Origin of the sequence: Streptomyces uncialis, from assembly GCF_036250755.1 — a bacterium.
Lineage (GTDB): Bacteria > Actinomycetota > Actinomycetes > Streptomycetales > Streptomycetaceae > Streptomyces > Streptomyces uncialis.
In genome coordinates, this window is record NZ_CP109583.1 from 2,615,442 (window position 1) to 2,639,442 (window position 24,001).

The window sequence follows — 24,001 nt, forward strand, 5'->3', positions numbered from 1 at the left end:
GGGTCGGTCGGGGCACCGGATCGCGGGGCGCACGCCGGATCGCACACGCTCCGTGGCCGTTTGCCGCGTGCGACGTCCGTACTGCGACACTCGGTTGACCGGTCTTTCGGCACCATGGTCTACTCCGGAACGTGACCGACACCGATGTGCGCCTGTGGCGGAGGGTCCATATGGACCTCGTCCGCTACGCGGGCTGCGTGTGTCGCTCGTCCTGCTGACTTCGCTCCCCTCTTCCCACGCCGCCGCCGTACGGTTCCGCTTCCGTACGCGCGTACCTCCGTGTACGCCGCGTCCCGTCCGTGTCCGGCGCGTGACCCCTGCGAACCTCCAGGACGGCACCGTGTCCCCTTCCGCGTCCGTAGCCCCCTCCTCTTCCGCCCCCGGGTCCGTGCGACCCCCCGCGCAGGCGGAACTCCTCGACTTCGTCCGCCGCGCCGCCGCGGACACCGGCCTCATCGCCTCCCTGCCCCTGGACCCCGAGGGCCGTACCTGGGTCCGGATCGAGGGCCCGGGAGGCAGTGAGGCGTGGCTCATCGGCTGGCCGCCCGGGACGGGCACCGGCTGGCACGACCACGCCGAGTCCGTCGGCGCCTTCCTCACCGCGCGCGGTGAGCTGAAGGAACACTCCCTGAGCGCGCGACTGCCCAGCGACGGCTGGCGGACCCTCGAACTCACCGAGGGACTCGACCGGGAACGACGGCTGACCGCCGGCCAGGGACGCGCCTTCGGCCAGCATCATGTGCACGAGGTGCTGAACGAGTCGGTGACCGAACACGCCGTCTCCGTGCACGCCTACTACCCGCCGCTGCCCCGGATCCGGCGCTTCAGCCGCTCGGGGCAGGTCCTGCGACTGGAGCAGGTCGAACGTCCGGAGGACTGGCAGTGAGCGACGAAGGTACGCCGACCACGGCGACGCGATCCGTGACGCGATCCGAGAGGGACGACGTCCGCCGGGAGGAGTCGGCCCGGGGCAGCCGCACCGGCGGTTCCCTCCAGACCGACGGCCGTCCGGCGAAGGTGTCCATCGACGACCGGCTGGAGCAGGCGCGCGCCGGACTCGACCGGGTGACCGCCGAGGAGGCGTACGCCGCCGCGCGGGCCGGTGACGCCCTGCTGGTCGACACGCGGTACGCGGCCCTGCGGGATCGTGACGGGCTGATCCCCGGGGCCCTCGTGGTCGAGCGCAACGAGCTGGAGTGGCGGCTGGACCCGCAGGGCAGCCATCGCGCGGCCGAGGCGACGGGTCACGACCTGCGGGTGGTGGTCGTCTGCAACGAGGGCTACGCGTCGAGCCTGGCCGCCGAGTCGCTGCGGGGGCTGGGCTTGCACCGGGCGACGGATCTGATCGGCGGGTTCCAGGCGTGGAAGGCGGCACGACTGCCGGTCACGGAACCCGAGGCCCGCCCCAGGACGGCGAACTGATTCCTCTTCCGCCGACGAACGGCCGGTGAGCGGGTACGCAGGCCGGTGGCCGGCTGCGGTTGCGGTGGCTGACGGCTGACGGCTGACGGCTGACGGTCCGTCGTGGAGGGCGCCCGGGTGAAGGGTGCCCTCCCTCCCTGGCGGCCCACGCCTGCGCTGGCCCGCGCCTGCGGCGGCCCACGATCCGTGCGGCCGGGCCGCAGCCCGGCGGGGCGCCCGGCTCACTCCTGCGGGTACCCCCACTCGTCCGTGTCCTCGCCCTCCTGCTCCAGCGCCTGGCGTACGACTCTGAGGGCCAGGCCCTCGGAGTAGCCCTTGCGGGCCAGCATCCCCGCGAGGCGGCGGAGCCGCTTGTCACGGTCGAGCCCACGGGTGGCGCGCAGCTTACGGGCCACGAGCTCGCGGGCGGTGGACTCCTCCTGGTCGGAGTCCAGCTGGGACACGGCCTCCTCGATGAGGGTGGCGTCGACGCCCTTGGTGCGCAGTTCCTGGGCGAGGGCCCGCCGGGCGAGGCCCCGGCCGTGGTGACGGGACTCGACCCAGGCGTCGGCGAACGCACCGTCGTTGATGAGGCCGACGTCCTCGAAACGGGACAGCACCTCCTCGGCGACCTCGTCGGGGATCTCCCGCTTGCGCAGGGCGTCCGCGAGCTGCTTGCGGGTGCGCGGGGTGCCGGTGAGCAGACGCAGACAGATCCCGCGCGCCCGCTCGGCCGGGTCCCCGGGCGGCTCCCCCTTCTCGGCCCTCGACGAGGAGGGGGAGCCGCTGTCCTGGTGGGCACGGGGGCGGCCGCGCCGGCGGGCGCCGCGCCCGTGCTCCTCATGGGCCGGTGCACCGACGGCACCGGGCCCGGGGTGGACGGCCCCGGACTCCTCTGCCGCCGGGTCGTCCTCCCGGTCGCCGTCCGCCGCGCGCGCGTGGCGCGTGGGGCGGGCGGGCTCCCAGGGGTCCGGCCAGTCGGTTCGCCGTGTCACGGGCTAGCTCTTGGCCGCCGTGGCCTTGGCCTTGGTCATCTTGGCCGCTGGCGCGGGAACCGTCTTGGCGTCCTCCGCGGGCGCGGGGACGGCCGCGTCCGTGGCCGGCTCGACGGCCGGGGTCTCCACCCTCACACCGACACCGAGCTTCTCCTTGATCTTCCTCTCGATCTCATTGGCGAGATCAGGGTTGTCCTTGAGGAAGTTGCGGGCGTTCTCCTTGCCCTGACCGAGCTGGTCACCCTCGTACGTGTACCAGGCACCGGCCTTGCGGACGAAGCCGTGGTCCACGCCCATGTCGATCAGACCGCCCTCACGGCTGATGCCCTGGCCGTAGAGGATGTCGAACTCGGCCTGCTTGAAGGGCGGCGCGCACTTGTTCTTGACGACCTTGCAGCGGGTGCGGTTGCCCACCGCGTCCGTGCCGTCCTTCAGGGTCTCGATACGGCGGATGTCGATCCGCACCGAGGCGTAGAACTTCAGGGCGCGACCACCGGTGGTGGTCTCCGGCGAGCCGAACATGACGCCGATCTTCTCGCGGAGCTGGTTGATGAAGATCGCGGTGGTCTTGGACTGGTTGAGCGCGCTGGTGATCTTCCGGAGTGCCTGGCTCATGAGCCGGGCCTGGAGGCCGACGTGGGAATCGCCCATCTCGCCCTCGATCTCCGCGCGCGGCACCAGCGCGGCGACGGAGTCGATGACGATGAGGTCGAGAGCACCGGAGCGGATCAGCATGTCCGTGATCTCCAGGGCCTGCTCGCCGTTGTCGGGCTGGGACAGGATGAGGTTGTCGATGTCGACGCCGAGCTTCTTGGCGTACTCGGGGTCGAGGGCGTGCTCCGCGTCGATGAAGGCCACCTGCCCACCGAGCTTCTGCGCGTTCGCCACGGCGTGCAGGGTGAGCGTGGTCTTGCCGGAGGACTCCGGCCCGTAGACCTCCACCACCCGGCCGCGCGGCAGCCCGCCGACCCCCAGGGCGACGTCGAGCGCGGTCGATCCGGTGGGGATGACCTCGATGGGCTCGTTCGGCCGCTCACCCAGACGCATCACCGCGCCCTTGCCGAACTGCCGTTCAATCTGTGCGAGCGCGGCGTCGAGCGCCTTCTCGCGGTCGGTTCCTGCTGCCATGGGTTCCACCCGATTTACTTGAGTCGATCGCTTCACGTTCAAGACGCTAACGCCTGCCACTGACAATGGGTCCCGACGCCCGGTCCAGCCTGTGGATAACTCGGGGCGGAAGCGCCGCTGGACATCTCCCGAACACCCATAAGAACGGATGTTCGATTTTGGTGTCAAGCGAGCCACGCGGCACCACCGAGCGTACGTCCGGGCCGGTACAGGCGGGCCTGAACCGGCCCCACCACTCATCCCGCCACACGTCCTGACCTGGGGCGAGGCGCATGGCGGGGGAGAGTCCGAGCAGGGCGGGGAGATGTCCCGGAGCGGGACCGGGCACCGCCCGAAGGGGTGCCCGGCAGGTTCACCGTCCGGCGCGGGCCCGCTGTCGTCGGCCGCTATCAACGGGTGTTTTCACCCGTTACCGGCGGGTGTGTCGGCGTTGGGTACGGTTCCCGCGCCGGAGGAGGCGGCGGGAGCGGCGGAGCCGGTCCGGGCCGCCGCGCCGCTCAGCACGGTCCGCACCCGGGTGAGCACACCCCTGGCCCCCTTGCGCCGGTGCCCCTGGACCCTGGGGTCGTCCGTGACGTCGTACCGCTTCACATAGGCCCCGAGGAACGCCTGGAGGGTCGCCACCGCGGGGATGGCGATCAGCGCGCCCACCGCGCCCAGCAGCGCCGTGCCCGCGATGACCGAGCCGAACGCGACGGCCGGGTGGATGTCGACGGTCCGGGCCGTCAGCTTCGGCTGGAGGAGATAGTTCTCGAACTGCTGGTACACGAGGACGAAGAGGAGGACCCACAGCGCGTACCAGGGATCGACGGTGAACGCGATCAGCATGGGCAGGGCACCGGCCAGATACGTACCGATGGTCGGGATGAACTGCGAGATGAGCCCGACCCACACCGCCAGCGCGGGCGCGTACGGCACACCGAGGGTCTGGAGCAGCACATAGTGCGCGACGCCCGACACCATGGCCATGAGCCCGCGCGAGTACAGGTACCCGCCCGTCTTGTCGACGGCGATCTCCCACGCGCGCAGCACCTCGCTCTGCCGCGCGGGCGGGAGCACCGAGCACACCCCGCGCCGCAGCCGTGGCCCGTCCGCCGCGAAGTAGAACGAGAACAGCAGGACCGTCAGCAGCTGGAACAGACCTCCCAGTACCTGCGCGGAGACATCGAGGACGCCCGTCGCGCTGTCCTGGAGATACTTCTGGAGCCAGTCCGAGCGGACGAGACTGTCCTGGATCTTGACGCGGTTCAGCTCGGTGCTGAACGTCGTGTTGCTCCAGTTGATGACGGAGTCGAGGTACTTGGGGAAGTCCTCGGCGATGCTCGTGATCTGGCTGGCGAGCATCGAGCCCATGAGGAGCACGAAACCGGCCGTGACGACCACGATCCCGAGGAACACCGTGCCGGTGGCGGCCCCCCTGCGCATCCCCCGGGACGCCATCCAGCTCACGGCTGGTTCGATGGCCAGGGCCAGGAAGAACGCGATCAGGATGTTGATCAGCAGCCCGGTGAGCTGGTGGAACGCCCAGCTCCCGAGCTGGAAGCTCGCGTAGAGCCCGAGTGCCAGCACGATCGCGCGGGGAAGCCAGCGGGGCATACGGGTGCTGTGGTCGGCCACCGTGCCCGGCGGGGGCGGGGGCGGCGGAGCGCCCTCCGAAGCGGGTTCCTGGGCTATGCGCGCGGTCTCGTCAATGGGTGCCACGGCCCAAGTCTCGCCCACCGTGTACGAAATCCACCCCATCGCCCTCGGAAACGACCGTCCGCGGGAGTGCGTGGGCACACTCAGGGGCCCGCGCGGGCGGGCCCGGAGGGTCGTCCACCGACCCGCGCGCGTGCGTGCGCGGTGGCTCTCCGTCGGCCCACTGAGCGACCACGCGCGACCCGCACACGCGTGTGCGGGCGGCGGGTCGTCCCCGGGCGGCCGTGGCCGGTACGGGGGTGGCCGGTACGGGGGTGATCAGCGCCGATGGGCGGGCACGTCCATCGCGTGGCACACCGCGCGCCACACGTCCTTCGCCTCCCAGCCGGCGTCGAGCGCCTCGTTCACCGTGCGTCCGCCCAGCTCCGTCATCACATGGTCGCGCGCGAACGAGTCTGCGTACCCGGCGCCGAAGTGATCCGTCATCCGCTGTCTGAAGACCGTCAACCGCATGCGTCCAGTATCCCGCCCCTGAGAGTGCAGCCGAGCCGGTACGCCTCCTCGCGCGGGCGGCGGGCCCTACGGTCGTGCCATGGCCGAATCCGGAGCTTTCCCCCTGCCCACGACGTCCACCGGGGCATCGCGCCCCGCCCCGGGGACCGGGGCGCCGCAGCCCGTCCCGGCGCACACGCCGCTCGCCCGTGCGGCGGACTTCCTGTGGCTCACCGCGCGGGTGCTGGAGCAGCGCCGGTTCGCCTACGAGTTCCTGGGCGCGGGCGACGGCGGGGCCGACGCCGTGGAGACCGCTCTCGACGCCTACCGCACCGAGGACGGCGGCTACGGCCACGCGCTCGAACCGGACCTCAGGGGGCCCGTGAGCCAGCCGCTGCACGCCGCCCACGCGCTGGGCGTCCTCGACTCGATCGGGCGGTGCGGCGGCCAGCGGGTGGAGCGGCTGTGCCGCCATCTGACATCCGTGTCGACCCCGGACGGCGCGCTGCCCTCGGTACTGCCCCGTCAGCGGGCCTATCCGTCGGCACCCTTCGTGCCGATCGTGGACAACCCTCCGGGGGACCTCCTCGCGACCGGCCCGGTGGTGGGACTGCTGCACCGCAACGACGTCTGGCACGCCTGGCTGTTCCGTGCGACGGACTTCTGCTGGCACACCGTCGAGTCGCTGGAGAAGTCGCACCCCTACGAGGTCGAGGCCGCGATCGTGTTCCTGGACTCGGTGCCGGACCGCCCGCGCGCGCAGGCGGCGGCCGACCGGCTGGGGCGGCTGGTGCGCGAGCAGCGGCTCGCGGTCCTGGACCCCGACCGGTTGGACGACTTCCCCGTGGCGCCCGGTTACGCGCCCCGGGAGCACCACTTCCCGCACCACTTCGCGCGCTCGCCCGGGTCGCTGGCGCGCGCGTGGTTCACGGACGCCGAGATGTCACGGTCGCTGGACGTGCTGTCCGCGCAGCAGGAGAGCGACGGGGGCTGGCCCATCCACTGGCGTCTCTGGGCCCCGGGGACGGCCCTGGAGTGGCGGCCCCTGGTCACCCTGGACGCGCTGCGGACGCTGCGGGCCCACGGCCGGCCCATCGGCTGAGCCGGGCGTGGGGAGCCGCTCAGCCGGTCATGGCCCGCACCCCGGCCGTCACGATCACCGCGGCGGCGACGACGAACAGGAACGGGGCCCGCAGGAGCAGTACGACGGCGGCCGCGGCGAGCCCGGCGGCCCTGGCGTCCAGGACCACGGCACGGCCGTCGGCGAAGGTCTGCTGCGCGGTGAGCGCGGCGAGCAGCGCGACGGGCACCAGGGCGGCCATACGGCGGACCAGCGGGCGCTCCAGGACGCCCGCGGGCACCAGCAGCCCGAGCAGCTTGACCGCGTAGCAGCTGACGGCGGTGAGACCGATCGCGATCCATACGGTCATCGCTCCGCCTGTCCCGTGCCGTCGTGCCCGCGCTGGTCGTCCCCGCGCTGGTCGTGCGTGTCGTCGCCGGTGTCAGCGGCGGTCCCGGTGCCGGGACCCGTAGCGCTCTCGGTGCGGGTCCCCGGGTCCGTGGCGGGGTCCGGGTCGTGGGCGTCGCGCCCGTCGGTGCCATGGGGGGCGTCGTCCGTGGTGTCCTCCCGCGCGGGGGAGCGTCGGCCGGCGACGTACAGGACGGCGGGGGCGGCCAGCGCGGCGAGCAGGACGGGCACGCCGGCGGGCAGGACGGGCAGCAGACCGAGGCCGATGACGACGGCGAGGGCCGCGACCGCGCGTTCGGTGGTGGACGTGAGCATGGGCGCCAGCAGGGCGAGGAATACGGCGGGACCGGCGGCGTCGAGCCCCCAGGCGTCGGTGTCGCCGATGGCCTCGGCGCCCAGCGCGCCGAGGAGGGTGGTGAGGTTCCACAGCACGTAAAGGGTGGCGCCGGTCACCGTGAAGCCGATCCGGGCGGCGCGCCGGGTGGGCTGGGCCAGTGAGACGGCCGTCGTCTCGTCGATGACCCAGTGCGCGGCGAACGGGCGTACCGCGCGCGGGAGGGCGAGCAACTGGGAGAGCCGTAGCCCGTAGAAGGTGTTGCGGACACCGAGGAAGAACGCCCCGGCGGCGGCCGTGTACGGGTTGCCTCCCGCGGCCAGGGCGCCCACCAGCGCGAACTGGGACGCGCCGGTGAACACGAGCAGGCTGAGGGCGCAGGTCTGGAGCAGGGTGAGGCCGCTGCCCGCCGCAGTCACGCCGAAGGCGAAGCCGGAGAGTCCGACGGCGACCCCGACGCCCAGGGCGTCCCTGACGACGGCGGCGTCGCTCTTGGCCGGTGATGGGGTGCCCGCGCGTGCGGGCGCTGTCTGTTCTGCCACGTCACCGACGGTACGGCGGCCCGGCGGTCGGGTCTTGTACGTTCTTGCGCTCGCGCTGGTAGGCGCCCGGGGGGACACCGACGATCCGGGTGAAGTGGCGGTTGAGGTGCGGCTGGTCGGTGAAACCGACGGCGACGGCCGCGTCGGCGGGGGCGGTGCCGTCGTCGAGGAGTCGGCGGACACGCCGTACGCGCGCGTCGGTGAGCCAGGTGTGCGGGGGCATGCCGTAGGCGTCGCGGAACGCGCGCAGCAGGGCGAACGGGCCGGTGCCCAGCTCGGTGGCGAGACGCTCCAGGGTCGGGGGCCGGTCCATGCGTTCCTCCAGCACGGCACGCGCGCGGGCGGCGACGCCGCCTCCGGCGGAGCGGACGGTCCGCTGGGGCAGCGGGCCCCCGGTCCGTCGCAGCAGCCGGGTCACCGCCACCCGCAGCAGGGTGTCGGCGGCGAGCGCGTTGCCCTCGTCGGCGGCCCGCAGTACCCGGTGCACCAGCTCCGCGGCGTACGGGTCGTCCAGGACGGGGCTGGTGAAACCCGGCGCGCCCCGGATGCCGGTGGTCTCGGCGGCGATCTCGGCGACCAGGCCGGGGCTGGGGTAGACCGCCCCGTAGCGCCAGCCCTCGGGCCCTCCGGCGCGGCCCGTGTGCGAGGTGTCCGGGTTGACGAGGGCGAGGCTTCCGGGGCCCGCGTACTGGTCGGAGCCGCCGTGGTGGAATATCTCGACGCCCTGGCTGATCGCGGCGATCACGAAGTGCTCGTGGGTGTGCCGCACGAAGGTCTTGCTGATGTAGCGGGCCCGCAGCAGGTCGACACCGGGCAGTTCCGCGTACCGCCAGTGCCGTGCGCGCTCCCTCTCGCCGACCATGCCCCCATTCTGCGTCACCGGGCCCGCCCGGCTCCGCTCCGGGGACGGGTCCCCGCACCACGCCGGGTCCAGGGCGTTTGCCCAGGTCGGAGCGGATTGTCAGTGGCGGGGTGCAGGATGGGGGCATGGTGAGGTCCGCGCTCGACGCTTTCTCCCCCGCGACCCGCGGCTGGTTCTCGGGGGCGTTCTCCGCGCCCACGAGCGCCCAGGCCGGTGCGTGGCGCGCGATCGGTGAGGGCTCCGATGTCCTGGTCGTCGCGCCGACCGGCTCGGGCAAGACGCTGGCCGCCTTCCTGGCCGCGCTGGACCAGCTCACCTCGGCGCCCCTGCCCGCCGATCCGCGCAAGCGGTGCCGGGTGCTGTACATCTCCCCGCTGAAGGCCCTCGCGGTGGACGTCGAACGCAATCTGCGCAGCCCGCTGACCGGTATCCGCCAGGAGTCCGTCCGGCTCGGCCTGCCGGAGCCCGAGGTGCGGGTCGGCATCCGGTCCGGCGACACCCCGCCCGCCGAGCGCCGCGCCCTGGCGACCCGCCCGCCGGACATCCTGATCACGACCCCGGAGTCGCTGTTCCTGATGCTGACATCGGCCACCCGGGAGGCCCTGGCCGGTGTGGAGACGGTGATCCTGGACGAGGTGCACGCGGTGGCGGGCACCAAGCGCGGCGCCCATCTGGCGCTCTCCCTGGAGCGGCTGGACGAGCTGCTGCCGAGGCCCGCCCGGCGTATCGGCCTGTCCGCCACGGTCCGCCCGGTGGACGAGGTCGCGCGCTATCTGTCGCCGCACCGCAGGGTGGAGATCGTGCAGCCGCCGTCGGGCAAGGAGTTCGACCTGTCGGTGGTGGTGCCGGTGCAGGATCTGGGCGAGCTGGGCGGCTCCCCCGCCTCGGACGCCGCGGAGAGCGGTGAGCGGCCGTCGATCTGGCCGCATGTCGAGGAGCGCATCACCGATCTGGTGCAGTCGCACCGCTCCACGATCGTGTTCGCGAACTCCCGGCGGCTCGCGGAGCGCCTGTGCAACCGCCTCAACGAGATCGCGTACGAGCGGGCGACGGGCGTCCCGCTCGACGAGGCGCACTCCCCCGCCGAGCTCATGGGCGGTTCGGGCGCGGCCCAGGGGGCACCCCCGGTCATCGCGCGCGCCCATCACGGCTCGGTGTCCAAGGAGCAGCGGGCGCTGGTCGAGGAGGACCTCAAGGCGGGCCGGCTGCCCGCCGTGGTGGCCACGTCCAGTCTGGAGCTGGGCATCGACATGGGCGCGGTGGATCTCGTGATCCAGGTGGAGTCGCCGCCGTCGGTCGCCTCCGGACTCCAGCGGGTCGGCCGCGCGGGACACCAGGTGGGCGCGGTGTCGACCGGTGTGGTGTTCCCGAAGTACCGGGGCGACCTGGTGCAGTCCGCCGTGGTCACCGAACGGATGCGCGTCGGAGCGATCGAGTCGCTGCGCATCCCCGCGAACCCGCTGGACGTACTGGCGCAGCAGCTCGTCGCGATGACCGCGATGGACACCTGGCAGGCCGACGACCTGCTGGCGCTGGCCCGCCGGGCCGCCCCGTTCGCGTCGCTGCCGGACTCGGCGTTCACGGCGGTGCTGGACATGCTGGCGGGCCGCTATCCGTCCGACGCGTTCGCGGAGCTGCGTCCGCGCGTGGTGTGGGACCGCGTGGCCGGTACGGTCACGGGCCGCCCCGGCGCGCAGCGCCTCGCCGTCACCTCGGGCGGCACCATCCCCGACCGCGGGCTGTTCGGGGTGTTCCTCGCCGGAGCCGACCCCAAGAAGGGCGGCGGCCGGGTCGGTGAGCTGGACGAGGAGATGGTCTACGAGTCCCGCGTCGGGGACGTGTTCACCCTCGGTACGAGTTCCTGGCGGATCGAGGACATCACCCGGGACCGGGTGCTGGTGTCCCCGGCTCCCGGGGTGCCGGGGCGGCTGCCGTTCTGGAAGGGCGACCAGCTGGGCCGTCCGCTGGAGCTGGGCCGGGCGGTGGGCGCGTTCCTGCGGGAGGTCGGCGCCCTGTCCGAGGAGGACGCCCGGCTGCGGCTGCTGGCCGCCGGGCTCGACGCGTGGGCCGCGGACAACGTCCTCGCGTATCTGTCGGAGCAGCGGGAGGCGTGCGGGCACGTACCCGACGACCGCACGATCGTGGTGGAGCGGTTCCGGGACGAGCTGGGCGACTGGCGGATCGTCGTGCACTCCCCGTTCGGCGCGCAGGTGCACGCCCCGTGGGCGCTCGCCCTCGGGGCCCGCCTCGCCGAGCGGTACGGCATGGACGCCCAGGTCATGCACGCGGACGACGGTCTGGTGCTGCGGCTCCCGGACGCCGATCTGATGGGCATGGACCTCCTCGACCGGGAACCGGGCAGGGCGGGCACCGAGTACGACTCGGAGCAGGCGCCGATCGGCGCCGCGGACGTCATGTTCGACAAGGGCGAGGTCGCCCAGGTCGTCACCGACCAGGTCGGCGGATCGGCCCTGTTCGCGGCCCGGTTCCGCGAGTGCGCGGCCCGCGCGCTGCTGCTGCCGCGCCGCAGTCCCGGCAAGCGCACCCCGCTGTGGCAGCAGCGCCAGCGCGCGGCGCAGCTCCTTGAGGTGGCGAGCGAGTTCGGGTCCTTCCCGATCGTCCTCGAAGCGGTCCGCGAATGCCTTCAGGACGTGTTCGACGTACCCGGCCTGACAGAGCTCATGGGGGACATCGAGTCCCGCCGGGTCCGGCTCGTGGAGGTCACCACACCCGAGCCCTCGCCCTTCGCCCGCTCACTGCTGTTCGGCTACGTCGCCCAGTTCCTCTACGAGGGGGACTCCCCGCTCGCCGAGCGGCGCGCGGCGGCCCTGTCCCTGGACTCCCGGCTGCTCGCGGAGCTCCTCGGCCAGGCCGAGCTGCGGGAACTGCTGGACGCGGAGGTGCTGACCGAGCTGGAGCGCGAGCTCCAGTGGCGCACCGAGGACCGGCGGGCGAAGGACGCGGAGGGTGTCGCGGACCTGCTGCGGCTGCTGGGCCCGCTGACGGCGGCGGAGCTGGCCGAGCGGGGCGCGGAGGAGAGCTGGGCCCGGGATCTGGCGGGCGCGCGGCGGGCGATCCCGGTGCGGATCGCCGGGGCCGAGCACTGGGCGGCCGTGGAGGACGCAGGCAGACTGCGGGACGCCCTGGGCACAGCGCTGCCCGTGGGGGTCCCGGAAGCGTTCACGGAGCCCGTCAAGGACCCGCTGGGCGACCTGCTCGCGCGCTACGCGCGCACGCACGGTCCGTTCACCTCGGCCGCCGCGGCGGCCCGGTTCGGGCTCGGCCCGGCGGTCACCGACGGAGCGCTCCACCGGCTCGCGGCCAGCGGCCGGGTCGTCCAGGGCGAGTTCCATCCGGCGGGCATCGGCCAGGAGTGGTGCGACACATCCGTGCTGCGCCGGCTCCGCCGGCGCTCCCTGGCCGCGCTGCGGCAGGAGTTGGAGCCGGTGCCCCCGGCCGCGCTCGCGCAGTTCCTGCCACGCTGGCAGCACGTCGGCGAGCGCGGTGGGCTACGGGGGACGGACGGGCTGGTGCGCGCCGTCGAGCAGATGCAGGGTGCCTCGGTCCCCGCGTCCGCGCTGGAGAAGCTGGTCCTGCCGTCCCGGGTCGGCGGATACGGCCCCACCATGCTGGACGAGCTGACCGCGGCCGGGGAGATCGTATGGGCGGGCGCGGGAGCCCTGCCGGGCAAGGACGGCTGGATCTCCCTGTACCTGGCGGACGCGGCACCGCTGCTCCTTCCGCCGCCGCATCCGCTGGAGCTGACGGGGCTCCATGAGTCCGTCCTCGCGATCCTCTCCGGTGGCTACGGGCTGTTCTTCCGCCAGATCGCCGACCAGGTACGGGCCACCACGCATCCCGAGGCGGCCGATCCCCAACTCGCCGACGCCCTCTGGGAGCTCGCCTGGTCGGGCAGGCTCACCAACGACACCCTCGCGCCCCTGCGCGCGCTCCTCGGCTCGGGCCGCACGGCAGGGTCGACGGCGCATCGCGCCCGCCGGGCCGTCCCCCGGGGGCGGTACGGCGCTCTCACCGCGGGTGCCCGACCCGTGTCGCGCGGCGGCCCGCCCACGGTCGCCGGGCGCTGGTCGCTCCTGCCCGCCGCCGAACCCGACGCCACATTGCGCGCGCACGCGCTCGCCCGGACCCTGCTGGACCGCCACGGGGTGGTGACCCGTGGCGCCGTCGCGGCGGAGGGCGTCGAGGGCGGGTTCTCCGCGATGTACCGGGTGCTGTCGGTCTTCGAGGACAGCGGTCAGGCCCGGCGCGGCTATGTGGTCGAGGGACTGGGCGCGGCGCAGTTCGCGATGGACGGGGCCGTCGACCGGCTACGGGCCATCGCGACCGCGCGGGAGCGCGGGGACCGCGCGTCGGGCGACTTCCCCGGCGCCATGGCTGGGTCCCCCGGCGCCACGCGGGAAGCCGACGGCCTCCCGGGGGCGGGCGGGCCGGGCATCGCCCCGCCCGGAATCCCGGACTTCCTGGAGGACTTCCCGTTCGACGAGAACGGCGGCCGCCGCCCCACCGCGGCCGACCGCGGCGTCACCCCGCCGCCCCATCGCCGTACCGGTCCCGGTGGGCGGCCCTCGGACGCTCCGCGCGGGCTGGTGCTGGCCGCCGCCGACCCGGCCAACGCGTACGGTGCCGCGCTGCCCTGGCCCGAGCCCCCGACGGGAGCGGGGCACAAGCCGGGCCGCAAGGCGGGCTCCCTGGTCGTCCTGGTGGACGGTGAGCTGACGCTGTACATGGAGCGCGGCGGCAAGACCCTGCTGGCCTGGCCCACCCACCCCGACACGCCGGCCGACCGGCACGACGCCCGGCTGGTGACGGCGGCGGAAGCCCTGGCGACCGCCGCCCGCGCGGGTTCCCTGGGCACGGTCACCGTGGAACGCGTCAACGGCACCGCGGCCCTGACCTCGTCCGTGGGCACGGTCCTGGAAGCGGCCGGGTTCCACGCGACACCGAAGGGCCTGCGCCTGCGCGTATGACGGCACGGCGACCCACCGGCCGCGAGCCGCTGGGCGCACTGGACACCACCTGCCATCGACCCGCGGCACGAGCACCGGGCACCGGACACCGGACACCGACCGCGAATCCCGTCCCGTCACCCGTCCCCCACCGTCGGCCTCCCCCGCCCCCACCCCCGTGCGACCCTGGAGCCATGCCAGAAGGAGACACCGTCCGGCAGGCCGCGCGGCGTCTGGACCGCGCGTTGGGCGGGCAGACGCTGACCCACTGCGACCTGCGGGTTCCCCGATTCGCCACCGTGGACCTCACGGGCCGGACGGTGCTTGAGGTGGTGCCGCGTGGCAAGCATCTGCTCACCCGTGTCGAAGGCGGGGTCACCGTCCACTCGCATCTGCGGATGGACGGTTCCTGGAAGGTCTACGGCCCCGCCGAACGCTGGCGCGGTGGCCCCACTCACCAGATCCGTGCCGTCCTCGGGACCTCCCGGTCCACCGCAGTCGGCTACCGGCTGCCGGTACTGGACGTGCTGCGCACCAGCGACGAACACCGGGCCGTGGGCCATCTCGGACCCGATCTCCTCGGTCCGGACTGGGACCCGGACCAGGCCTTGGTGAACCTGCTCGCGCTACCGGAGCGCCCTCTCGGTGAAGCCTTGCTCGACCAGCGCAACCTCGCCGGGATCGGCAATGTCTACAAGTCCGAGCTGTGCTTCCTGCTCGGCGTGACGCCCTGGACCCCGGTCGGCGCCCTGCCCGCCGACATCGCCGCCCACACCCCGGAACTCGCGCGACGGCTGCTCGTCGCCAATCAGGACCGTCCGAACCGCTCGACCACGGGGCGCGAGGACCAGAGGCTCTTCGTCTACGGACGGGCACCCCGCCCCTGTCGGCGGTGCGGCACCCCGATCCGCCGCGCCGAACAGGGCGACGGTTCCCGCCCACGCCCCACGTACTGGTGCCCCACCTGCCAGCCCGGCCCCGCACCGACCTGACCCCGCACCCGCACCCGCACCCGCCGCACCATCACAACGAACAACCGTCCCCCGGCCACCGGCCACCCTCAAGCCGCACCCGCACCCGCACCCGCACCGGAACACGCAGGCCCACCCGCACAACACGTGCCCGCACCCACCCCCGCATACCCGCCGGCAGCCGTCCGCCCACGTCAACGTCTGCGTCTGCGTCTGCGTCTGCGTCTGCGTCAGCGTCTGCGTCTGCGTCAGCGTCAGCGCCCAGGGGCCCGTACCGTCCACACCCGGCGGACCGTACGGGCGGCCTCGTCCCGCGACACGCAGTGGACCGGGAGCAGGCTCAAACCCCAGCCCCCGGCGGCGACCGCACCTTCCAGCACCCCGGCGTCCGGGGCCAGTGCGAGCCGCAGCACCGCCCACCACCAGAGCGCACCAAAGACAGCGGCGGCGGCCCAGCGCGCCGCTCTGCGCGCACCGGAACCGCCGCCTCCACCCACTCCAACCACCCGCACAGCCGACGGCAGCCACCCGCGAACCGCACGCGCCACCCTCGGCACCCACGCGCGAGCCGACGGCGTCACCGCCCGTCCGGGCTCACCACCGCCAAGCCCACCGCCGGGCTCACCGCTGAACGCACCATCGGGCTCACCTCCGGGCGCACCGCAAGCCGCACCGCCGGACACACCGCTGGGCGCACCGCGCGAACCGCGGGACGCCCCCACGGCCCGGGGCCTCAGCCGTTCTCGGCCTGGAACATCCAGTGGTGCTTCTCAAGATCGGCCGTGATCCCGATGAAGATGTCCTGGCTCACGGGATCGGCCTCGGCGGTGACGCCGACCCGTTCCCGCATCCGGGTGATCACCGCGCCGAGCGCGTTCACCAGCGTGCCGACGGCGTCCGTGTCCTTCATCCAGCCGTCCGGCACGTCCGCGATCCCGCTGGTGCGGGACACGGTCGACGCACGGCCGTCCGGGGGGACACCGAGGGTCGACGCGCGCTCGGCGACGGTGTCGGAGTGCAGTCGGGCCGTGTCCACCACCTCGTCCAGCTGGAGGTGGACCGAGCGGAAGCGCGGGCCGACGACGTTCCAATGGATCTGCTTCGCGATCAGGGACAGGTCCACCAGATCGACCAGCGCGCCCTGGAGCGCGTCGGCCACGGTCTTCATGTCGGCGTCGGACAACGGGCTCTTCACCACGTACATCCCAGTCCTCCGGTTCCACAGTCGGGATCATGCATCTTCAACCATGGCACACCTGCCCAAAAGGGGTCACCTGAACCAAGGCCGATCTGTGACCTGGCACACGGGACGCTGCCACCCCGGCGACCGACCCCAGCGACCGTCCCCCAGCGTCCCGACCTGCGGCAACCCACCCGGAAGCACGAGAAAGCGCAAGCAAGTAGGCACACGAGAAAGCGTCGGCAAGCACCCTGGGAGCTTGCCCGGAACCCCGCAGCACCCGGGAAAGACGAAGGCCCCGCCCGGGAGCAGCCCCACGGACGAACCGTGGAACCACCCCGAACGGGGCCCTGCAAGCATCAAAAGGCGCTACGAAAAGCCGCCGGTCCCGCGAAGGACCGGCGAGGACGTGCGAAGCCGTCAGGCCGCGACCACGTCGACCGCTTCCGTGGGCGCCTTGATCGTGACCCGTTCCGGTGGCACACCGGTCACCGACACGGAATTGAGCATCGGGCGCACCCCCGCGGGCACCGGCTCGGCCGCAGCCGAGACCGCCAGCTCGGCGAGCGCGAGCTCGTCGCTGACCTCACGCATCAGCTCGGACATCCGTACGTCAAGCGCGTCGCAGATAGCGGAGAGCAGCTCGGAGGATGCCTCCTTCTGCCCCCGCTCCACCTCGGAGAGATAGCCGAGTGAGACTCGGGCGGACGAGGAGACTTCGCGCAGAGTACGGCCCTGGCGCTGGCGCTGCCGACGCAGCACGTCACCCAGCAGGCGACGGAGCAGAATCATCGGTTGCTCCCTCCTCGGACCGTGTAGCCGCATCCTTCACGCCCCACCGTACCGCCTTGCGCGGCGGCCGTGCGGGGAGCGATGTCGTGTTCACTCAGGGCTGCAAACATCAAGTCCCCCCGTTCTCTTCCGTATCCTGTGCCCGCTCATTCCCCGCCTGTTCACCGGACAGCCGATCCTGTAGGAGAGCGAGCACGCTGCGTACACTCTCCCTACGGATTTCCGTCCGATCGCCTTTCAACCGCAATGCGACCACTTTGCCGCCGTCCTGTGGCCCGCGCACGGCGACGTACACCGTGCCGACCGGTCGGCCGTCCTGCGGTTCGGGTCCGGCGACCCCGGTGGTGGCCGCCCCCCAGTCGGCACCGAGGGCGGTACGGACGCCGGCCGCCATCTGGAGCGCCACTTCGGCGTCGACGGCCCCGCGGACCGCGAGCAGATCGCCGTCCACCCCGAGCAGTCGCTCCTTGAGCGGGGTCGCGTACGCCGTCACCGCGCCGCGGAAGGAAGCGGACGCGCCGGGTACGTCGGTGATACCCGCCGCGACCAGACCGCCGGTGAGCGACTCCGCGACGGCGAGGGTCTCCCCCCGCGCGCGCAGCAGCCGCAGCACCTCGGCGGCCTCCTGACTCACCGCTCGGCCTCACGGTCCGCGGCGGCCACCGCGGTGGCGGCGAGCGCGCGCCGCTCGGCGATGCCCTGCCTGCGCAGCACGACGGCCTGCTTGATGTAGTCGAGACCGGTGACGACGGTCAGGACGACCGCCACCGCCATCACCCAGAACCGCAGGGTGGCGAGCGGCCCGGTCAGCGCCAGGACGTACATCCCGACGGCGGTGCCCTGGGCGAGGGTCTTCAGCTTGCCGCCCCGGCTGGCCGGGATGACCCCGTAACGGATCACGACGAACCGCAGCAGGGTGATGCCCAGCTCACGGCCGAGGATCACCCCGGTCACCCACCAGGGCAGATCCCCGAGCGAGGACAGACAGATGAGCGCCGCGCCCATGATCGCCTTGTCGGCGATGGGGTCGGCGATCTTGCCGAAGTCGGTGACCAGGTTGTACGCCCGCGCCAGATGACCGTCGAACAGGTCCGTGATCATGGCGACGGCGAACGCGGCCCAGGCGAGCGAACGCCACGCCGGGTCGTAGCCGCCGCCGGCCAGCATCAGGGCCACGAAGCCGGGCACCAGCAGCAGCCGGATCATGGTGAGGATGTTGGCGATGTTCCACAGGCTGGCCTGGTTGACCGCTGCGGCGCCCAGCTTGCCGCCGGGCGCCGGCCTGCCGGGACCGCCCGCCGCGGATGCCGGGACTCCGGTCATCTGGCCGCCTCCTCGGTGCCTACGCCGCTCGTGGTCAGCTCCATGACCTCCGCCAGGAGGTCGACGCCCTCGGTGCCCACCACCCTCGCCCTGACCATACGGCCCACGGTGAGCCCGGCGGCGCTCACGAACCGGACCTGTCCGTCGGTCTCCGGCGCCTGGTGCGCGCCGCGCCCGAGCGCGGGCTCGTCGGCGTCCAGGTCGTCACCGGGCGTGGCGGCGGAGCCGAGGGACTCGACGAGTACCTCCAGTGTCTCGCCGTGCCTCTCGTCGGCGCGCTGCGCGGTCAGCTCGTCGGCGAGGCGTGCCACGCGCGCGAGACGCTCGGCGACGATGTCAGGGTCGAGCTTGTTCTCGTAGGTGGCAGCTTCGGTGCCGTCCTCGTCGGAGTAGCCGAACACACCGATGGCGTCGAGGCGGGCGTGGGTGAGGAAGCGTTCCAGCTCGGCCAGGTCGTCCTCGGTCTCGCCGGGGAACCCCACGATGAAGTTGGACCGGACACCGGCCTCGGGCGCCTTGGCGCGGATCTGGTCGAGCAGTCCGAGGAAGCGGTCGGTGTCCCCGAAGCGGCGCATCGCCCGCAGCACGGCGGGCGCCGAGTGCTGGAACGACAGGTCGAAGTAGGGGGCGATCTTCTCGGTGGAGGTCAGCACGTCGATCAGGCCGGGGCGCATCTCGGCGGGCTGGAGGTAGCTCACCCGGACCCGCTCGATGCCGTCGACGGCGGCCAGCTCGGGCAGCAGGGTCTCCAGGAGACGGATGTCGCCGAGGTCCTTGCCGTACGAGGTGTTGTTCTCGGATACCAGCATGACCTCCTTGACGCCCTGCTCGGCGAGCCAGCGGGTCTCCCCGAGGACGTCGGAGGGGCGCCGGGAGATGAAGGAGCCCCGGAAGGACGGGATGGCGCAGAAGGTGCAGCGCCGGTCGCAGCCGGAGGCCAGCTTCACGGACGCGACGGGCGAGCTCCCGAGCCGGCGGCGCAGCGGTGCCCGGGGACCGGACGCGGGGGCGAGCCCGGCGGGCAGGTCGAGGGGGGCGGGGGTGTCCACCGGCGCGTGGCCCGGCAGGGCGACCCCGGCTCCCGCGCGCTGGCGCTCGGCGGGGCTGATGGGCAGCAGCTTGCGGCGGTCACGCGGGGTGTGGGAGGCGTGGACGCCGCCGTTGAGGATGGTCTGGAGGCGGTCGGAGATGTCCGCGTAGTCGTCGAAGCCGAGGATGCCGTCGGCCTCGGGGAGCGCTTCGGCGAGGTCCTTGCCGTACCGCTCCGCCATGCAGCCGACCGCGACGACGGCCTGCGTTCTCCCGTGTCCCTTGAGGTCGTTGGCCTCCAGGAGGGCGTCGACGGAGTCCTTCTTGGCGGCGTCGACGAATCCGCAGGTGTTGACGACGGCGACATCCGCTTGTTCGGCGTCCTCGACGAGCTGCCAGCCGTCCGCCTCCAAGCGGCCTGCCAGCTCCTCCGAGTCCACCTCGTTACGGGCGCAGCCAAGAGTGACGAGAGCGACGGTGCGGCGTTCGGGCATGGGCTCAAGACTACTTCGTCCCGGTGACACCCCTCGCCCGCGCCTCGGGCGGCGCTTCGGGGCTCCCGCACGACGTACGGCGGACCCCTCGACCCGGGGTCCGCCGTACGTCGTGCCGCTGTCCTGCTGTGCCGCCGTGCTGTGCGCTGCCGTGTCGCTGTCCCGCTGTCCTGCTGTACTGCGCCGACGGGGTGCGGGAGGCCGCCGCCGGAGGCGGCGCCCGGTGGGGTCAGCCCGCCGCCGGGTCGCCCTTGGTGTAGGTCAGGCGCTCGACCTGGCCGGGCTGGAAATCGTCCTCGACGGCCTTGCCGTTGACGGCGAGGTCGATGGCTCCGGCGTTGCCGAGGACGAGGTCGATGCGCTGCTTGTCCTCGAACGACTTGGCGTCGCCCTGTTCGAGCGGACCGTCGAAGAGGGTGCGGCCGTTCTGGTCCTTGACCGAGATCCAGCTGCGTCCGTCGGGCGCGCTCACCTTGACGGTGACCTTGTCCTGCGGGGCGGCGGCGATCGCGCTGTCGGACGGGTCGGGCTTGGGGTCGGCGGGCCGCGACGCACCGGTGCTCGGCTTGGCCGCGGGCTTGCTGGCCGCGGGTGCGGAGCCGCCGGCGGTGGGCGAGCCCGCGCCGTCGTCGCCGCCGTTGAACGCGGTGAAGCCGACGAAACCGATCACGGCGACGATCGCCGCGACCATGGCGGCGGTCCAGTTGGGGCGGCGCCGCTCGGGCCGGATGCGCTCGGCCTCGAACAGGGGTGCGGCGGGGGTCGGCGCGGGACGGCCGCCGTACTCCGTGGCGTACCGCTCCAGCAGGGGCGCCGGGTCGACACGCACCGCTCGCGCGAGGGTCCTGATGTGCCCGCGCGCGTAGACGTCGCCGCCGCAGCGGCTGAAGTCGTCCTGCTCGATCGCGTGGATGATCGGGATGCGCACCCGGGTGGCGGCACTGACCTCGTCAACGGTCAGCCCGGCCTCGATACGCGCCTGCTGAAGGACGCGTCCGATCGTGGGGCCGTCGTCCGCCGGGGCACCGGCGGGACCGGTGTCCTCGGTCGGGTGGTCGTCTTCAGGGGATTTGCCGATGGACACGGGGGCGCCTTTCGAGCGTGAGCCACCTGCTGGAGGTTCAGTCTAGGGGGGTTACGAAAGGGTGGGGCAACCGGGCGGTACGACTTTGTACGCCATCGGAATGGCCGGTTTCCCGGATGTGGTGGCGGATGGTTGTCCCTTCCCTCAACTTGACGAACGCGACCGGGAAACGGTTGCCCTGGATTCCCGAACGAGTGATGCCGGATTGACCCGGGCGGACGTGTGGTGCCACGACCGCCCGGCGGACCCGTCGTACAGGCCGGTGCACGCCCGGCGGACCGGACCCTTCCGCGGGCCCGGCGCACACCCCGGCGCGAGCACGGCGAGCACGGCGCGCGGACACCGCCGGGACCGCGCGTACAGCGTGAGCACCGGGCGTGTGCACCGTGGGCGCCCGACGCGCGTACTCCGTCGCGACGACCGGTCCTAGTTCTGCGTCTCCCCCCGGATGACGGCGAGCACTCCGTCCAGCTCATCGGCCTTCACCAGAACGTCACGTGCCTTGGAGCCCTCGCTGGGGCCGACGATGGCGCGCGATTCCATCAGGTCCATGAGACGCCCGGCCTTCGCGAAGCCGACGCGGAGCTTGCGCTGGAGCATCGACGTGGACCCGAACTGGGTGGAGACGACCAGTTCGGCGGCCTGGCACAGCAGGTCGAGGTCGTCGCCGATGTCCTCGTCGATCTCCTTCTTCTGCTTGCTGCCGACGGTGACGTCGTCCCGGAACACCGGCGCCATCTGGTCCTTGCAGTGCTGGACCACCAGCGCGACCTCGGCCTCCGTCACGAAGGCGCCCTGCATCCGGGTGGGCTTGTTGGCGCCCATCGGCAGGAAGAGCCCGTCGCCCTTGCCGATGAGCTTCTCGGCGCCCGGCTGGTCGAGGATCACCCGGCTGTCGGCCAGCGAGGACGTGGCGAAGGCGAGCCGGGAGGGCACGTTGGCCTTGATGAGCCCGGTGACCACGTCCACGGAGGGCCGCTGGGTCGCGAGCACCAGATGGATTCCGGCCGCGCGCGCGAGCTGGGTGATCCGCACGATGGAGTCCTCGACGTCCCGCGGGGCGACCATCATCAGATCGGCCAGCTCGTCCACGATGACGAGCAGATACGGATAGGGCTTCAGCTCGCGCTCGCTGCCCGGCGGCGCCTTGGTCTTGCCGCTGCGGACGGCCGCGTTGAAGTCGTCGATGTGGCGGAAGCCGAACGCGGCGAGGTCGTCGTACCGCAGGTCCATCTCGCGGACCACCCACTGGAGCGCCTCGGCGGCCCGCTTGGGGTTGGTGATGATCGGGGTGATCAGGTGCGGGATGCCCTCGTAGGCCGTCAGCTCGACCCGCTTGGGGTCGACCAGCACCATCCGGACGTCCTCCGGTGTCGCCCGCACCATGATCGAGGTGATCAGACAGTTGATGCAGGACGACTTGCCGGAACCGGTGGCACCGGCGACGAGGATGTGCGGCATCTTCGCCATGTTGGCCATGACGTAGCCGCCCTCGACGTCCTTGCCGAGCGCGACGAGCATCGGGTGATCGTCCTCGGCCGCGTCCGCGAGCCGCAGCACATCCCCCAGGTTGACCATCTCGCGGTCGGTGTTCGGGATCTCGATACCGACGGCGGACTTGCCGGGGATGGGGCTGATGATGCGGACATCGGGGCTGGCGACGGCGTACGCGATGTTCTTGGTCAGCGCGGTGATCCGCTCGACCTTCACGGCCGGTCCCAGCTCGACCTCGTAGCGCGTCACCGTGGGCCCCCGGGTGAACCCGGTGACCGCGGCGTCCACCTTGAACTCCATGAACACATTGGTGAGCGAGGCGACCACGACATCGTTCGCGGCGCTGCGCGACTTGCCGGGACCGCCGCGCTCCAGCAGGTCCAGGGACGGCAGCGAGTACGTGATGTCGCCGGAGAGCTGGAGCTGCTCCGCGCGCGGGGGCAGCTCCCGGTGCTTCTCGGGCGCCGACTTGGTGAGGTCCGGTACGGCGGACGTGCCGCGCGGTTCGTCGATCCGGGCGCCCTTCACGCGCGCGGGCGGCACGGACGGCGTCGGCTCGGGATCGCGTTCGACGCCCACGCCCTGGGTGAGGTCCGCGACGAGCGGCGAGGGCGGCATTCCGTGCATGACGGCCCCGTCGAGGGCGGCGGCAGCGGCGGCGGCCACGTCGACCGCGTCCAGCGGCCGGTCCCCGGCGGGCCGTGCGGGGCCCTTGCGCGGCTTGCGGCGCCGGACGGGCGCCTCGTCCTCGTCCTGCCCCGGGTCGTACGCCTCCGGGGGCGCGGAGCGCCGTCCGGGGCGCGCGGGCAGCGCTTCGCGCCACTGGTCGTCGTAGCGGGAGTCGTCCTCGCCGTAGCCGTCGTACCCGTCGGAGAGGTCGTCGGGGCCGGGCTGCACGAGCCCGAGCCGGACCCCGAGCGACCGCAGCCGCTCGGGAACGGCCTTGACGGGCGTCGCGGTGACGACGAGCACCCCGAAGACCGTGAGCAGTACCAGCAGCGGCACCGCGAGGACCGCGGTGACCGTGTACGTCAGCGGGGTCGCCGCGCCCCAGCCGATGAGGCCGCCCGCGTCCCGTATGTCCTGCATACCGTCGCTGCGGGCGGGTGCGCCGCAGGCGATGTGCACCTGGCCGAGGACGCCGATGACCAGCGCGGACAGACCGATGACGATCCGTCCGTTGGCCTCGGGCCGCTCGGGGTGCCGGATGAGGCGGGCGGCGATCACGGCCAGCAGTATCGGGACGAGCAGGTCGAGGCGGCCGAAGGCGCCCGTGACGAGCATCTCGACCAGGTCGCCGACCGGGCCCCGCAGATTCGACCAGGTCCCCGCGGCGACGATCAGGGACAGCCCGAGCAGCAGCAGCGCCAGTCCGTCCTTGCGGTGGGCGGGGTCGAGGCCCTTGGCGCCACGCCCTATCCCGCGGAACATCGCGCCCACCGCGTGGGCGGTGCCGAGCCACAGCGCGCGGACGAGCCGGTAGAGGCCGCCGGTCGGACTGGGCGCCGGTTTCGGCGGGGGCTTGGGCGCGGACTTCCTGGCGGGGGCCTTCCTGGCCGGGGCCTTCCCCGGGGGCGGCTTGCGGGCCGCGGCCTTCCTCGCCGGAGCCTTGGCCGGCGCGGTCGCCTTCTTGGCGGGCGGCTTCTTGGCTGCGGGCTGACGTGGGGCCATGGAGGTGAGGTTACCGGTGCGGGACACAGGGGACACCCGTGCCCACGGCTTCACCCGTTCGTGTCGCTGTCACGGAGGACAGGAACTGACGCCTCCCCATCCATGGCTCCTGACGCCCGCTCACCCGGCCGTGGAG

The 24,001-nt window shown here is 72.9% G+C and carries 21 protein-coding genes; 6 read left to right on the forward strand and 15 right to left on the reverse strand.

Going from position 1 to position 24,001, the window contains the following annotated elements:
- Window positions 1-170 precede the first annotated feature (170 nt).
- The 3 genes from OG711_RS39100 (at window position 171) to OG711_RS10630 (ending at window position 1,422) form a co-directional block, all read left to right on the forward strand.
- Window positions 171-218 carry a hypothetical protein gene (locus OG711_RS39100; RefSeq protein WP_331454204.1) on the forward strand — a complete coding sequence of 16 codons (48 nt, stop codon included), beginning with the start codon at window positions 171-173 and terminating at the stop codon, window positions 216-218.
- Window positions 219-388: 170 nt separating this feature from the next.
- A complete protein-coding gene (locus OG711_RS10625; protein ID WP_245876814.1) occupies window positions 389-886 on the forward strand; it encodes a cupin domain-containing protein in 498 nt (165 codons plus the stop codon).
- A 131-nt stretch (window positions 887-1,017) separates the two neighbouring features.
- A complete protein-coding gene (locus tag OG711_RS10630) occupies window positions 1,018-1,422 on the forward strand; it encodes a rhodanese-like domain-containing protein (RefSeq protein ID WP_266510317.1) in 405 nt (134 codons plus the stop codon).
- Window positions 1,423-1,643: 221 nt separating this feature from the next.
- Here OG711_RS10630 and recX read toward each other — a convergent pair whose 3' ends face one another.
- The 4 genes from recX to OG711_RS10650 all read right to left on the reverse strand — a co-directional run bounded on the left by recX (window position 1,644) and on the right by OG711_RS10650 (window position 5,675).
- Window positions 1,644-2,396, reverse strand: a complete 753-nt coding sequence (gene recX, locus OG711_RS10635; RefSeq protein WP_266507592.1) for a recombination regulator RecX — start codon at window positions 2,394-2,396, stop codon at window positions 1,644-1,646.
- Window positions 2,397-2,399: 3 nt separating this feature from the next.
- A complete protein-coding gene (recA, locus tag OG711_RS10640) occupies window positions 2,400-3,524 on the reverse strand; it encodes a recombinase RecA (protein ID WP_073789332.1) in 1,125 nt (374 codons plus the stop codon).
- Between the two features lie 402 nt (window positions 3,525-3,926).
- Window positions 3,927-5,225 (reverse strand): AI-2E family transporter, encoded by a 1,299-nt coding sequence (locus tag OG711_RS10645; protein WP_266507595.1) that lies wholly within the window; start codon window positions 5,223-5,225, stop codon window positions 3,927-3,929.
- 255 nt (window positions 5,226-5,480) lie between these two features.
- Entirely contained in the window at window positions 5,481-5,675 is a 195-nt protein-coding gene (locus OG711_RS10650) for a DUF3046 domain-containing protein (protein WP_073789327.1), read from the reverse strand.
- Window positions 5,676-5,754: 79 nt separating this feature from the next.
- Between OG711_RS10650 and OG711_RS10655 the strand changes: the two genes are divergently transcribed.
- Window positions 5,755-6,756, forward strand: a complete 1,002-nt coding sequence (locus tag OG711_RS10655; protein WP_266507598.1) for a hypothetical protein — start codon at window positions 5,755-5,757, stop codon at window positions 6,754-6,756.
- Between the two features lie 19 nt (window positions 6,757-6,775).
- On the opposite strand, the gene OG711_RS10660 is transcribed toward OG711_RS10655, so the two are convergent.
- Genes OG711_RS10660 through OG711_RS10670 form a run of 3 tightly spaced genes read right to left on the reverse strand, consistent with a single transcriptional unit; the run spans window position 6,776 to window position 8,860 of the window.
- Window positions 6,776-7,084, reverse strand: coding sequence for an AzlD domain-containing protein (locus OG711_RS10660; protein ID WP_073789322.1), 309 nt, complete (start codon window positions 7,082-7,084; stop codon window positions 6,776-6,778).
- A complete protein-coding gene (locus OG711_RS10665; protein WP_329559135.1) occupies window positions 7,081-7,998 on the reverse strand; it encodes an AzlC family ABC transporter permease in 918 nt (305 codons plus the stop codon). The genes OG711_RS10660 and OG711_RS10665 overlap by 4 nt, the downstream gene beginning before the upstream one ends.
- Before the next feature lies 1 nt (window position 7,999).
- On the reverse strand, window positions 8,000-8,860 hold the full coding sequence (locus tag OG711_RS10670; protein WP_329559136.1) for an AraC family transcriptional regulator: 861 nt from the start codon (window positions 8,858-8,860) through the stop codon (window positions 8,000-8,002).
- A 125-nt stretch (window positions 8,861-8,985) separates the two neighbouring features.
- Between OG711_RS10670 and OG711_RS10675 the strand changes: the two genes are divergently transcribed.
- Together OG711_RS10675 and OG711_RS10680 are read left to right on the forward strand one after the other, a co-directional pair.
- Entirely contained in the window at window positions 8,986-13,848 is a 4,863-nt protein-coding gene (locus OG711_RS10675) for an ATP-dependent helicase (protein WP_329559137.1), read from the forward strand.
- Between the two features lie 173 nt (window positions 13,849-14,021).
- Window positions 14,022-14,819 carry an Fpg/Nei family DNA glycosylase gene (locus OG711_RS10680; protein WP_266507608.1) on the forward strand — a complete coding sequence of 266 codons (798 nt, stop codon included), beginning with the start codon at window positions 14,022-14,024 and terminating at the stop codon, window positions 14,817-14,819.
- Between the two features lie 233 nt (window positions 14,820-15,052).
- Here the strand turns inward: OG711_RS10680 and OG711_RS10685 are convergent, their stop codons facing one another.
- From OG711_RS10685 to OG711_RS10720, 8 genes are all read right to left on the reverse strand, one after another.
- Window positions 15,053-15,295 (reverse strand): hypothetical protein, encoded by a 243-nt coding sequence (locus OG711_RS10685; protein WP_399545650.1) that lies wholly within the window; start codon window positions 15,293-15,295, stop codon window positions 15,053-15,055.
- Between the two features lie 236 nt (window positions 15,296-15,531).
- The gene (locus OG711_RS10690; protein ID WP_073789312.1) at window positions 15,532-16,002 is read right to left on the reverse strand and encodes a Dps family protein; all 471 of its coding nucleotides are present in this window, start codon (window positions 16,000-16,002) and stop codon (window positions 15,532-15,534) included.
- A 396-nt stretch (window positions 16,003-16,398) separates the two neighbouring features.
- Window positions 16,399-16,770 carry a helix-turn-helix domain-containing protein gene (locus OG711_RS10695; protein ID WP_073789309.1) on the reverse strand — a complete coding sequence of 124 codons (372 nt, stop codon included), beginning with the start codon at window positions 16,768-16,770 and terminating at the stop codon, window positions 16,399-16,401.
- A gap of 109 nt (window positions 16,771-16,879) precedes the next feature.
- The gene (locus tag OG711_RS10700; protein WP_073789307.1) at window positions 16,880-17,404 is read right to left on the reverse strand and encodes a CinA family protein; all 525 of its coding nucleotides are present in this window, start codon (window positions 17,402-17,404) and stop codon (window positions 16,880-16,882) included.
- On the reverse strand, window positions 17,401-18,093 hold the full coding sequence (pgsA, locus tag OG711_RS10705; protein ID WP_073789305.1) for a CDP-diacylglycerol--glycerol-3-phosphate 3-phosphatidyltransferase: 693 nt from the start codon (window positions 18,091-18,093) through the stop codon (window positions 17,401-17,403). Before pgsA ends, OG711_RS10700 begins: the two co-directional genes overlap by 4 nt.
- Window positions 18,090-19,616 carry a 30S ribosomal protein S12 methylthiotransferase RimO gene (gene rimO / locus OG711_RS10710; RefSeq protein ID WP_073789302.1) on the reverse strand — a complete coding sequence of 509 codons (1,527 nt, stop codon included), beginning with the start codon at window positions 19,614-19,616 and terminating at the stop codon, window positions 18,090-18,092. The genes pgsA and rimO overlap by 4 nt, the downstream gene beginning before the upstream one ends.
- A 229-nt stretch (window positions 19,617-19,845) precedes the next feature.
- The gene (locus OG711_RS10715) at window positions 19,846-20,700 is read right to left on the reverse strand and encodes a helix-turn-helix domain-containing protein (RefSeq protein WP_073789300.1); all 855 of its coding nucleotides are present in this window, start codon (window positions 20,698-20,700) and stop codon (window positions 19,846-19,848) included.
- A gap of 426 nt (window positions 20,701-21,126) precedes the next feature.
- Window positions 21,127-23,865, reverse strand: a complete 2,739-nt coding sequence (locus OG711_RS10720) for a DNA translocase FtsK (RefSeq protein WP_329559138.1) — start codon at window positions 23,863-23,865, stop codon at window positions 21,127-21,129.
- Window positions 23,866-24,001 lie beyond the last annotated feature (136 nt).

What these genes read in the sequence shown, in the direction of transcription:
- recA (WP_073789332.1), bottom strand. Translation starts at nt 3,524, where the DNA reads ATGGCAGCAGGAACCGACCGCGAGAAGGCGCTCGACGCCGCGCTCGCA.
- OG711_RS10650 (WP_073789327.1), bottom strand. Translation starts at nt 5,675, where the DNA reads ATGCGGTTGACGGTCTTCAGACAGCGGATGACGGATCACTTCGGCGCC.
- OG711_RS10655 (WP_266507598.1), top strand. Translation starts at nt 5,755, where the DNA reads ATGGCCGAATCCGGAGCTTTCCCCCTGCCCACGACGTCCACCGGGGCA.
- OG711_RS10660 (WP_073789322.1), bottom strand. Translation starts at nt 7,084, where the DNA reads ATGACCGTATGGATCGCGATCGGTCTCACCGCCGTCAGCTGCTACGCG.
- OG711_RS10670 (WP_329559136.1), bottom strand. Translation starts at nt 8,860, where the DNA reads ATGGTCGGCGAGAGGGAGCGCGCACGGCACTGGCGGTACGCGGAACTG.
- OG711_RS10675 (WP_329559137.1), top strand. Translation starts at nt 8,986, where the DNA reads ATGGTGAGGTCCGCGCTCGACGCTTTCTCCCCCGCGACCCGCGGCTGG.
- OG711_RS10680 (WP_266507608.1), top strand. Translation starts at nt 14,022, where the DNA reads ATGCCAGAAGGAGACACCGTCCGGCAGGCCGCGCGGCGTCTGGACCGC.
- OG711_RS10690 (WP_073789312.1), bottom strand. Translation starts at nt 16,002, where the DNA reads ATGTACGTGGTGAAGAGCCCGTTGTCCGACGCCGACATGAAGACCGTG.
- OG711_RS10695 (WP_073789309.1), bottom strand. Translation starts at nt 16,770, where the DNA reads ATGATTCTGCTCCGTCGCCTGCTGGGTGACGTGCTGCGTCGGCAGCGC.
- pgsA (WP_073789305.1), bottom strand. Translation starts at nt 18,093, where the DNA reads ATGACCGGAGTCCCGGCATCCGCGGCGGGCGGTCCCGGCAGGCCGGCG.
- rimO (WP_073789302.1), bottom strand. Translation starts at nt 19,616, where the DNA reads ATGCCCGAACGCCGCACCGTCGCTCTCGTCACTCTTGGCTGCGCCCGT.
- OG711_RS10720 (WP_329559138.1), bottom strand. Translation starts at nt 23,865, where the DNA reads ATGGCCCCACGTCAGCCCGCAGCCAAGAAGCCGCCCGCCAAGAAGGCG.